At 41.3% G+C, this 300-nt stretch carries 1 protein-coding gene; it reads left to right on the top strand.

All coding sequences use genetic code 11. The annotated features are described in order from the left end of the window. Positions 1-44 precede the first annotated feature (44 nt). On the top strand, positions 45-300 hold a 256-nt coding region (locus Q5762_RS37800), incomplete at its 3' end, for an Arm DNA-binding domain-containing protein (protein WP_315896840.1).

Raw genomic sequence — 300 nt, 5'->3', positions numbered from 1 at the left:
CAAATATCGAACAAAGTCACAGCAAATACGAAAGGATGACTTTTATGGCCACTATCAAATCCTACACACTGAAAGACGGTACTGAGAAATGGGAATTCTTTGTATCAAAGGGCCGTAGCAAGGCTACCGGAATGCCCATTAGTATTCATAAGCGAGGGTTCGCCAATAAAACTGCAGCTGTAAATGCTGCGGCTATTGTCCAAGGTCAGCTAAAATCCGGCGAATATCTTGAAAAGAATCCGGAAAAACTACGGCTTGGTGACTTTATGGACTATTGGATTGAAAACTACAAGAATAAAG

Origin of the sequence: Streptomyces sp. P9(2023) (genome assembly GCF_032436795.1) — a bacterium.
In the GTDB taxonomy this organism is placed as follows: domain Bacteria; phylum Actinomycetota; class Actinomycetes; order Streptomycetales; family Streptomycetaceae; genus Streptomyces.
The sequence above is the reverse complement of the archived record's forward strand: the minus strand, read 5'-3'. Positions and strand labels throughout refer to the sequence as shown.